Here is a 10297-nt window from a genome sequence, read left to right as displayed (position 1 = left end):
GCTGTAGGGCATGATGTTGCCGATCTTGATTTCAGTATCGGTTGCGCCGGTGTCGTATTTCTTCTGGGCGAATGCGCTGCCAGCACAGACGGCGAGAATGGTGATGGCGGTCGAAAGCGCCGCCATTCGTCGAGCGACGAAAGACATCTCGTTTCTCCCCATGCAGAAAAATGAATGTGTGTTTTATCGGAAGCCGCTTTCGGGTCCTTGCCGGCAGTGAACACCCGGGCCCAGGCGTTGTCGATCCCGGAAACACAACCTTGTATGCTGTTCGCAGCACGTCATCAGGTTCGTCAGCGTTGCTGACCGTAGTCTTCCGGGCTTCCTGCGATCAGGCCGCGCGCATCGACCGCTGCGCGCGATAGGCCTGCGGCGATGTCAGCGTGAGCTTGCGGAAGGCTTTTCGAAAGCTGCTTTCGTCCACATAGCCGGTGGCGCGGGCGATCGCCTTGATCGGCTGCGCCGTGGTCTCCAGCAGCGTGCGGGCGTGCTCGACGCGGCGGCGCATGATGAAGGCCTGCGGCGGCTCATGGGTCAGTTCGCGGAAGCGGCGGTTCAGCGTGCGTTCGCTGAGGCCGAGCGCGTGTGCGAGGCCGCGCACCGTGATCGGGGTCTTGCCGGTGCGGCGCACCAGCATGTCCGCTTTCATCAGCAGCGGATCCTGGCCGAGCATGTAGCCGAGCGGCATGAAGATCGCCTGGGTGCGCTGTGCGGTGTCGATCACCGCATAGTCGGCGCAGACTTTTGCGACCTCCGCGCCTTCGACGAGCTCGATCAGCCGCAGCAACAGATCGACCCACGACATCGGGCCGGCGGCGCAGACCAGGCGATCGGACTGCGTGATCACGGCATCGCCGGCGAGATCGACCTTGGGATGGCGGCGCCGGAGCTCGCTCTGCAGCCACCAGGTGATGGTGGCGCGGCGGCCGTCGAGGAGGCCGGCATTGGCGAGCAGCAGCACGCCGCTGCAGAACGCGCCGATCAACCGGCCGCTGGCATGCTGCCGGCGCAGCCAGGCGCCGGCACGGTCATATTGCGGTTGCAGGCGCTCGGCGGTGAGATGATCGACCAGGCTGCCCGGTACGATGATCGCGTCGCACGCCGTCCGCCTGCCCACCGCGCCATCGACGGCGAGCAACTTGCCGCCGCCGGCGCGCACCGCCTTGCCGTCGAGCGAGAGCGTTTGCCAGCTGAAGCGCGCCTTGCCGCCGCGCAGCTGCATCACGTGGTTGGCGAGGGTGAGGATGTCGGCGATGCCGGCGACCGCCGATTGCATGCAGCCTTCCAGCGCGAGGATCGCAAGCTTCATGGGACCTCCGGATTTCGCCGTCATGCTAGCCGATCAGCGCGATCGGGCGGTGGCAGATATTGCCCGATCTCTGTCCGATCGGCCACTGCCTGATTGTGCCGCGCCGGTCCATCTTCGCTGCGTTGTCACACCCTCAGCAATGGAGAGAGACCATGCCTTACGTCACCATTTCCACCGTCCGCGGCATCTTCGATGTCGCGCAGAAGCAGGCGCTGCTGGAGCGCGTCACCGACCTCATGGTCGAGATCGAGGGGCAGGGTAACCCGGACTTCCGCCGCAACGTCTGGGTCAAGATCGAGGAGGGCGAGCCGGCGAGCTGGTCGCTCGGTGGCATGATCCCGACGCCCGACATGATCGCGGGCACCTTCGGCGCGCTCGACGCCGGCGGACGTCGGCTCGCCAAGGCGAAGGCGTAACCTTCCTTCGTAGGATGGGTAGAGCGAAGCGAAACCCGTCATCTCAAGGCTTGCACCGGTGCGATGGGTTTCGCTTCGCTCTACCCTTCCTACGCACCGTTCTCACCCAAAAACAAAAGGCGCTTCCAGTGGAAGCGCCTTTCGCATTTCGTAGGTAGCCGTAAAGCTTACAGCGAGTAGTACATCTCGAACTCGACCGGGTGTGGGGTCATCTCGAAGCGCGCGACCTCGGTCATCTTCAGCTCGATATAGGCGTCGATGAAGTCGTCGTCGAACACGCCGCCGTTCTTGAGGAACGCGCGGTCCTTGTCGAGGCTCTCGAGCGCCTCGCGCAGCGAGCCGCACACGGTCGGGATCTGCTTCAGCTCTTCCTTCGGCAGATCGTAGAGGTCCTTGTCCATCGCCGGACCCGGATCGATCTTGTTCTTGATGCCGTCGAGGCCAGCCATCAGCATCGCGGCGAAGCCGAGATAGGGATTGGCCATCGGGTCGGGGAAACGCACCTCGACGCGCTTGGCCTTCGGGTTCGCCGTGTAGGGGATGCGGCAGGCCGCCGAACGGTTGCGGGCAGAGTAGGCGAGCAGCACCGGAGCCTCATAGCCCGGGACCAGACGCTTGTAGGAGTTGGTCGACGGGTTGGTGAAGGCGTTGATCGCCTTGGCGTGCTTGATGACACCGCCGATATAGTGCAGGCAGGTTTCCGACAGGTCGGCATATTTGTTGCCGGCGAAGGTCGGCTTGCCGTCCTTCCAGATCGACTGGTGGACGTGCATGCCCGAGCCGTTGTCGCCATAGACCGGCTTCGGCATGAAGGTGGCGGTTTTGCCGTAGATGTGGGCGACCTGGTGGATGCAGTACTTGTAGATCTGCATATGGTCGGCCATCAGCGTCAGGGTGTCGAACTTCATGCCGAGTTCGTGCTGGGCCGACGCCACCTCGTGGTGATGCTTCTCGACCTTGACGCCCATCTTGGCCATCGCGCCGAGCATCTCCGAGCGCATGTCCTGCACCGAGTCCTGCGGCGGCACCGGGAAGTAGCCGGCCTTGGTGCGGATGCGGTGGCCGAGATTGCCGCCCTCATATTCGGTCGCCGAGTTGATCGGCAGCTCGGAGGAGTCGAGGCGGAAGCCGGTGTTGTAGGGCTCGGCCGAATAGCGCACGTCGTCGAACACGAAGAACTCGGCCTCGGGGCCGACGAACACGGTGTCGCCCACGCCCATCGACTTCACCATCGCCTCGGCCTTCTTGGCGATGCCGCGGGGGTCGCGGTTGTAGGGCTCGCCGGTGGTCGGCTCGAGCACGTCGCAGGTGATAACCATCGTGGTCTCGGCGAAGAACGGGTCGATCGTCGCGGTGACCGGGTCGGGCATCAGGCACATGTCGGATTCATTGATCGCCTTCCAGCCGGCGATCGACGAGCCGTCGAACATCGTTCCCTCGGCGAAGATGTCATCGTCGATCATGCTGACGTCGAAGGTGACGTGCTGCCACTTGCCGCGCGGATCGGTGAAGCGCAGGTCGACGTATTTGACGTCGTTGTCCTTGATCGATTTCAGGACGTCTTTGGCGGTCTTCATGAATACCCCTTATGGATGTGCGGGTCGGTTTCCAGCGGAGAGCGACGTTATTCCCGCTTTTGGCGAGTTCGTGTGACTACACAAACGAAATCAGGCTGCCGAAGCAGCCTTTTTTCTCTTTTGCCGTCAGAAAATCCGGATAGCACCGCCCTTAAATAGCGTCCAGCCCGGATTCGCCGGTCCGGATGCGGATGGCTTCCTCGATGTTGGAGACGAAGATCTTGCCGTCGCCGATCCGGCCGGTCTGCGCCGCGCGGCGGATCGCGTCGATCGCCTTCTCGACCAGGTCGTCGCCGATCACGATCTCGATCTTCACCTTGGGCAGGAAGTCGACGATGTATTCCGCACCGCGATAGAGTTCGGCATGGCCCTTCTGGCGGCCAAACCCCTTGGCCTCGGTGACGGTGATGCCTTGCAGTCCAACTTCCTGGAGCGCTTCTTTCACCTCGTCGAGCTTGAAGGGCTTGATGATGGCTTCAATCTTCTTCACTGAGCGCCTCCCGGGCATTGCAGATTGCAGGGTCGAGTTCGATGCGCGTGGGGCGCAGTCTGGTTGGTCTTAAGCCTTCCGGCCGGTGGCCGGAAACACGCGCAATGGTCGCATGAAGCGGCCTCGCGCGCGGCTTCCTCAAAAGCAGGGTCTATGCCAAGTTGTTAAGGTCCCCGATTTCGGAATGTTATCAGCCTTTTAACAGGCAATCGGCTGATATCGAACCACATGGGCTATGATATCCAAGCCTAACAAATAGGCAAATAGATCAATCCGTATGCAGTCGGCCAGTAGAAACCCCGCGAACGTCACAGGAATTGCCTCTCGAAAAGGCGAAGCGATTGAGGATTCGGCATGGACGTTCTGACGACGACCGAGATGGAACGCGCCGACCGGCTGACCATCGCAGCCGGAACGCCGGGCTTCGCGCTGATGATGAGCGCCGGCCAGGCCGTCGCGGAAGCCGCGATGGACCTGGTCGAGGAGGGGCCGATCGTGGTGGTCGCGGGCCGCGGCAACAATGGCGGCGACGGCTTTGTCGCCGCCGCCGAGCTCGCCGCGCGCGGCCGCGAGGTCTCGGTGATCCTGCTTTGCGAGCGCGACAGCCTGCAGGGCGACGCGGCGCTGGCGGCGAAGGGCTGGAAATATCCGGTGCTGCCGTTCAATCCGCAGGCGCTCGGCAAGCCGGCGCTGATCATCGACGCGCTGTTCGGCGCCGGCCTCAACCGGCCGGTGAAGGGCGATCCCCTGGAGATGATCGCGGCCGTCAACGCCAACGGTACGCCGGTGCTGGCGGTCGACCTGCCGAGCGGCATCAACGGCACGTCGGGCGCCGTGATGGGCGCGGCCGTGCAGGCGACCGAGACCGTCACCTTCTTCCGCAAGAAGCCCGCGCATCTGTTGCTGCCGGGCCGGATGCATTGCGGCCGGGTGCGCGTCGCCGACATCGGCATCGCCGCGCAGGTGCTCGACGAGATCAAGCCGCTGACCGCGGAGAATGCGCCCGAGGCCTGGCGCTGGTCGTTCCCGGTGCCGCGGATCGACGGCCACAAATACGCGCGGGGGCATGCCGTCGTGGTGTCGGGCGATCTCGCCTCGACCGGAGCGGCGCGGCTTGCCGCGCGCGCGGCACTGCGCGCCGGCGCCGGCCTCGTGACGCTGGCCTCGCCGCGTGATGCGCTTGCCGTCAATGCCGCGGCGCTGACCGCGGTGATGGTTCGCGCGGTCGACAACCCGATCCAGTTCGCCGAGCTGCTTGGCGACAAGCGCCTCAATGCCTGCGTGATCGGTCCGGGCGCCGGGGTCAGCGCGCGCACCCGCGACTTCGTCCACACCGCGCTGTCGGCGCAGCGGCATCTGGTGCTTGACGCCGACGCGCTGACCAGCTTTGCCGGCGCGCCGGACCGGCTGTTTGAGGCGATCAAGGCAAGCGACGGTCAGCAGGTGGTGCTGACGCCGCATGAGGGCGAGTTTCCGCGGCTGTTCAGCGATATTTCCAACAAGCATCCCGGCCGTTCCAAGCTCGAGCGCGTGCGCGCGGCGGCCGAGCGCTCCGGCGCGGTGGTGCTGCTGAAAGGCGCCGACACGGTGATCGCGTCTCCCGACGGCCGCGCCACCGTCGCCGCCAACGCGCCGCCGTGGCTCGCCACCGCCGGCGCCGGCGACGTGCTGTCGGGCATCATCGCCGGTTTCCTGGCGCAGGGCGTCGCGGCCTTCGAGGCGGCCAGCATCGGCGTCTGGATGCACGGCGAGAGCGCGAGCGAGGCGGGCCCCGGCCTGATCGCGGAAGATCTCACCGAAGTGCTGCCCGCCGTGTTCCGCCGCCTCTATGACGAGTTCGGGATCGAGTATTAGGCGGTTCACACGCGCCGACATGGATGCGCCGCCCGCGTGCATCGCGCGGCATTCGATCTGGCGCTACCGTGACACGCGGGCCTGCACACGCCCGACGGCATTGATCGGATGATCTGAACAACTGGTTAGATATTTGCGTTTCTGCGATCGGTCGGGCTGGCCTATACGATTCAAAACCGTCGCCTCTCGCCCGGAACAGTCAGATGAACGCACCGACCAGCTTGCTTTCGACCGCCGCACGGACCGCCGCTCCGGCTCACGGGAGCGTCGACCCCGCGTCCTATCGCGCGGCGATGCGCCACCACGCCGGCGCGGTGACGATCCTGTCGGCGGGCGGGCCGGGCGACAGAACGGGGATGACGGCGACGTCGGTCTGTTCGCTGTCGGACACGCCGCCGCGGCTGATCGCCTGCGTCAACCGCTCGGCGAGCGCGCATGGCCTGATCCGGCGCACTGCAGCCTTTGGCGTCAACATGCTGCACGCCGACCAGGCGGAGCTGGCCAATGTGTTCGCCGGCCGCCGCGGCATCGAGCGGGACGATCGCTTTTCCGACGCCGACGGCTGGCTGTCGCTTGCCACCGGCGCGCCGATCCTGCGGGATGCGCTGATCGGCCTCGACTGCGAGCTGATCGACGAGCATGCGCACGACACGCATTCGATCTTCGTCGGCGCGGTCCGCGCGATGCATCTGCGTGAAGGGGAGACGCCGCTGATCTATTTTGGTGGCGCGTTCTGCGGATTGGCCCGGCGGACCTAAGGGCGCGGCTTGAGGAATTTGTGAATCACTGATGTCAGCGCGCCGGCGGCCGGCGAGAACGATTGTCCGCGCAGCGAGACGATGCAGACCGTGCGCTCCAGCGTCGGATTGACGATCGGCAGCGCCTGCATCGTCTTCTTGATCGGCCGCGGCAACGCGACCTTCGGCAGGATGCCGACGCCGAGGCCGGCGCCGGCCAGCGCGGCCAGCGTGTAGCTGTGCTCGACCTCGAACTTGATCTTCATCTGCAGATTGCGTGTGGCGAGCGCGCGCTCCAGCATCGAGCGCAGCGCCGCCGATTTTGAGTTGAGCAGGATCGGATAGGCGGACAGTTCGGTAAGGTCGACCGCGCTGCGCTTGCGGAACGGAAACGCTCTTGTAGCCAGCGCATAGATCGGGTCGTTGAACAGCGGCGCAAACTGAAACTCGGTCGAGCCGTCCATCTCCGGCCCGATGCCGAAATCCGCCTCGCGCCGGCGCAGGCAGTCCAGCATGTCCTCGGCGGCAAGCTCGCGCAGATTGATGTTGATGCCGGGATAGCTCGCCTGGAAGGCATGCAGCGCCTGCGGCAGGATGGTCGCGGCAATGGTCGGAACGCAGGCCAGCGACAGCGTGCCGCGCTGGATGTCGATGACCTCGCGGATCTCGCGCAGGCCGTTCTCCCATTCGCCGAGCGCGCGCCGCGCATGCGTCAGCAATTGCAGGCCCTCAGCGGTCAGCTCGACGCGCCGCGTGGTGCGATGAAACAGGGCGGCGCCGACCTGGTCCTCCAGCAGCTTGATCTGCATGCTGACCGCGGATTGCGAGCGGTTGAGCTGCTCGGAGGCCTGGCGAAAGCTCTTGTTCTCGGCGACCGCGATGAACATGTGCAGCAGCTTGAAATTGATCTGCGACATCGTTTTGCCCTGCAGGGGAATTGTCCCGAAAAACCGAACAGTTCTTAAGATAATCTCGTTAGAAAGATCAGTGTCGGACATCTAGCATGACTGTGTTGGCCGTGGGAGACGATCCTGCGGCGCGATGCAGAAAAGATGCTCCGATGTCCTTCACCGTCACCAAGCCGCGCACGCGCCGCGTCCAGCGTTCCGAACTCGCGGTTCCCGCGACCTCGACCCATTTCTTCGAACGCGCAGCAAGTAGCGCCGCCGATTTCATCTTCCTCGATCTGGAGGACGCGGTTGCGCCGCCGCGAAAACCCGAGGCGCGCGAGATCGCGATCGAGGCGTTGAACCGGATCGACTGGGGCAACAAGACGCTGGCGGTGCGGATCAACGGGCTCGACACCGAATGGGCGCATCGCGACATCATCGAGATCGTCAGCCGCGCGCCGCGCCTCGACCTCGTCATGGTCCCGAAGGTCGGCACCGCCTTCGACGTCCAGTTCGTCGATGCGCTGCTGACGGGGCTCGAGCGTGAGTTCCCGCGCACAAGGCCGCTGGGCATCGAGATCCTGATCGAGACCACGCTTGGGCTCGCCAATGTCGAGGACATCGTGCAGGCGTCGGAGCGACTGGAAGCGGTCATCTTCGGCATCGGCGATTACTCGATCGATCTGCGCACCTGCGGCGAGATCATCGGCGCCTCCGATCCGCGCTATGCCGTGCTCACCGATGCCGGCGAGGACGGCGCGCGCCGCATGCACTGGAACGACCAGTGGCACTTCGCTCTCGCCCGGATCGCCAATGCCTGCCGCGCCCGCGGCCTGCGTGCGATCGACGGCCCCTATGCCAATTTCGGCGATGCCGCAGGGTTTCGCGCCAGTGCGGCGCGGGCGGCCGCGCTCGGCTTCGAGGGCAAATGGGCGATCCATCCGTCGCAACTCGAGGCTGCCAACGAGGTGTTCTCGCCGACCGCACGCGAGATCGGGTGGGCGCGCGAGATCACGGCGAAAATTCAATCCGCCAGCGCTGGCGGCGACGGCGCCTTCGGACAGGACGGCGTGCTGATCGATCTTGCGGTGCTCAAGCGCGCGCAGGCGATCATCGACCGCCATGACGCAATTCTGTCGGCGGGCAGGGCAGGAGCGCGCGATGTCGCATGAGCCACCGCTGGCCGGAATTCGCGTGCTCGACATCGCGACCTTCGTGGCGGCGCCGTTCTGCGGCACGGTGCTGTCGGATTTCGGCGCCGAGGTGATCAAGATCGAGCAGCCGGGCACGGGCGATCCCTTGCGCCGGTTCGGCACCCCGAGCGACTGCGGCGACACCTATGTCTGGCTCAGCGAAGCCCGCAACAAGAAGTCGGTGACGCTCGATCTGCGCAGCGAGCGTGGCGCTGCGCTGTTTCGCGAGCTGGTCCGCCAATCCGACGTGGTGCTGGAGAACTTCCGGCCGGGCACTCTGGAGAAATGGGGCCTCGGCTTCGAGGCGCTGCGCGAAGTCAACCCAAAACTCGTGATGCTGCGCATCAGCGCCTATGGGCAGGACGGCCCGCTGCGCGACAAGCCGGGCTTTGCCCGGATCGCGCACGGCTTCAGCGGGCTCGCTTATCTTGCCGGCGAGGCGGGGCGGGCGCCGGTGATGCCGGGCTCGACCTCGCTCGCCGATTATATTTCCGGGCTGTGGGGCGCGCTCGGCGTGCTGCTGGCGCTACGCCATGCCGATGCCACCGGACACGGGCAGGTGGTTGACATCGGGCTATATGAATCGGTGTTCCGGCTGCTCGACGAGATGGCGACCGTGTTCGCCAAGACCGGCTTCGTCCGCGAACGCCTCGGCGCCGACACCGTCAATGTCGTGCCGCACAGCCATTACCAGACCGCCGACGGCAAATGGGTGGCGCTGGCCTGTTCTAGCGACAAGATGTTCGAGCGCTTGGCGCAGGCGATGCAGCGCCCTGAACTCGCGACCGACCCGCGCTATGCGGCCATGGCCGGCCGCCTGGCGCGGCGCAAGGAGGTCAACGGGATGGTCGCCGACTGGATCGGCTCCATGCCGCTGGAGACGGCGCTTGCCGAGTGCGAGCGCTACGACGTGCCCTGCGGGCCGATCTACAGCATCAGTGACATCTTCGCCGACCCGCAGTACCGCGCGCGCGGCAACATCGCCGAGGTGCCGTCGCGCGCCGGCCTGATCGCGGTGCCGAGTGCGATCCCAAAAATGTCGCGCACGCCGCCGCGGTTCAGGCATGCCGGCGTCGCGCTCGGCGCGCACACCGACGAAGTCCTGACCTCGCTTGCCGGCGCAACCGCGGCGGCGCTCGCCGCGCTGCGCAACGACGGGGTGATCTGACGTGAACCAATTCTCCGGCGGCCACGAAGGAACCACGCCATGACCAGGCAGATGAAATTGATCGGCTTCCTGCAGGCCCAGAATTGCTCGAACTATCCCGCCTCCTGGCGTCATCCGGACTCGAAGCCAAACTGGTTCTCGCGCGACTACTATCAGGAAATCGGGCGCACGCTGGAGCACGGCAAGTTCCATCTCGCCTTCTTCGACGACCGGCTCGCGATCCCCGATCGCTTCGGTGACGATTTTCGCGAGACCATCCGCCACGGCGTGCGCGCGGCGAAGCTCGATCCGGTCTCGGTCGCGCTCACGATGGGATTGGCGACCGAGCGGCTCGGCATCGGCGTGACCTATTCGACCACCTATTACGAGCCGTTCCACGTCGCGCGCGTGTTCGCGACGATGGATCTGCTGCTGAACGGCCGCGCCGCCTGGAACGTGGTGACCTCGCTGAACGACTCCGAGGCTGCGAATTTCGGTGCCTCGCAGCATCTCAGCCACGATCTGCGCTATGACCGCGCCGACGAGTTCATGGAGGTTGTGCTCGGCCACTGGAATAGCTGGGAGGACGGCGCGGTCAGCTTCGATCGCGAGAGCGGGCTGTTCGCCGATCCGGCCAAGGTGCACCGGCTCGACCATCACGGGCAGTTCTTCCGCTCGCGCGGG

Annotated in this window: 10 protein-coding genes and 1 pseudogene; 6 read left to right on the top strand and 5 right to left on the bottom strand. The window is 65.4% G+C overall.

The window, feature by feature from the left end; all coding sequences use genetic code 11:
* Both AKL29_RS44950 and AKL29_RS16660 read right to left on the bottom strand, forming a co-directional pair.
* Positions 1-147: pseudogene (locus AKL29_RS44950) on the bottom strand (ABC transporter substrate-binding protein); the annotation flags it as partial.
* A 184-nt stretch (positions 148-331) separates the two neighbouring features.
* Positions 332-1309 carry a GlxA family transcriptional regulator gene (locus AKL29_RS16660; protein WP_050384902.1) on the bottom strand — a complete coding sequence of 326 codons (978 nt, stop codon included), beginning with the start codon at positions 1307-1309 and terminating at the stop codon, positions 332-334.
* A 152-nt stretch (positions 1310-1461) separates the two neighbouring features.
* Here AKL29_RS16660 and AKL29_RS16655 point away from each other — a divergent pair, with 152 nt between their 5' ends.
* A complete protein-coding gene (locus AKL29_RS16655; protein ID WP_028333939.1) occupies positions 1462-1725 on the top strand; it encodes a tautomerase family protein in 264 nt (87 codons plus the stop codon).
* A gap of 167 nt (positions 1726-1892) precedes the next feature.
* Here the strand turns inward: AKL29_RS16655 and glnA are convergent, their stop codons facing one another.
* Positions 1893-3302 (bottom strand): type I glutamate--ammonia ligase, encoded by a 1410-nt coding sequence (gene glnA, locus AKL29_RS16650; RefSeq protein ID WP_028333940.1) that lies wholly within the window; start codon positions 3300-3302, stop codon positions 1893-1895.
* A 151-nt stretch (positions 3303-3453) separates the two neighbouring features.
* Positions 3454-3792 carry a P-II family nitrogen regulator gene (locus tag AKL29_RS16645; protein ID WP_011441447.1) on the bottom strand — a complete coding sequence of 113 codons (339 nt, stop codon included), beginning with the start codon at positions 3790-3792 and terminating at the stop codon, positions 3454-3456.
* Positions 3793-4146: 354 nt separating this feature from the next.
* Between AKL29_RS16645 and AKL29_RS16640 the strand changes: the two genes are divergently transcribed.
* Both AKL29_RS16640 and AKL29_RS16635 read left to right on the top strand, forming a co-directional pair.
* The gene (locus AKL29_RS16640; protein WP_028333941.1) at positions 4147-5646 is read left to right on the top strand and encodes a bifunctional ADP-dependent NAD(P)H-hydrate dehydratase/NAD(P)H-hydrate epimerase; all 1500 of its coding nucleotides are present in this window, start codon (positions 4147-4149) and stop codon (positions 5644-5646) included.
* Between the two features lie 203 nt (positions 5647-5849).
* Positions 5850-6404, top strand: a complete 555-nt coding sequence (locus AKL29_RS16635; protein ID WP_028333942.1) for a flavin reductase family protein — start codon at positions 5850-5852, stop codon at positions 6402-6404.
* Here AKL29_RS16635 and AKL29_RS16630 read toward each other — a convergent pair.
* On the bottom strand, positions 6401-7300 hold the full coding sequence (locus AKL29_RS16630) for a LysR family transcriptional regulator (RefSeq protein WP_038377426.1): 900 nt from the start codon (positions 7298-7300) through the stop codon (positions 6401-6403). The genes AKL29_RS16635 and AKL29_RS16630 overlap by 4 nt on opposite strands.
* A gap of 143 nt (positions 7301-7443) precedes the next feature.
* Here AKL29_RS16630 and AKL29_RS16625 point away from each other — a divergent pair, with 143 nt between their 5' ends.
* The 3 genes from AKL29_RS16625 to AKL29_RS44945 all read left to right on the top strand — a co-directional run.
* Positions 7444-8445, top strand: coding sequence for an HpcH/HpaI aldolase/citrate lyase family protein (locus AKL29_RS16625; protein WP_028333943.1), 1002 nt, complete (start codon positions 7444-7446; stop codon positions 8443-8445).
* On the top strand, positions 8435-9634 hold the full coding sequence (locus tag AKL29_RS16620) for a CaiB/BaiF CoA transferase family protein (RefSeq protein WP_050384901.1): 1200 nt from the start codon (positions 8435-8437) through the stop codon (positions 9632-9634). Before AKL29_RS16625 ends, AKL29_RS16620 begins: the two co-directional genes overlap by 11 nt.
* A 39-nt stretch (positions 9635-9673) precedes the next feature.
* The coding region (locus AKL29_RS44945) for an LLM class flavin-dependent oxidoreductase (RefSeq protein WP_244482088.1) at positions 9674-10297 on the top strand (624 nt) is incomplete at its 3' end.

Source organism: Bradyrhizobium pachyrhizi, assembly GCF_001189245.1.
Taxonomy (GTDB): Bacteria; Pseudomonadota; Alphaproteobacteria; order Rhizobiales; family Xanthobacteraceae; genus Bradyrhizobium; species Bradyrhizobium pachyrhizi.
The sequence above is the reverse complement of the archived record's forward strand: the minus strand, read 5'-3'. Positions and strand labels throughout refer to the sequence as shown.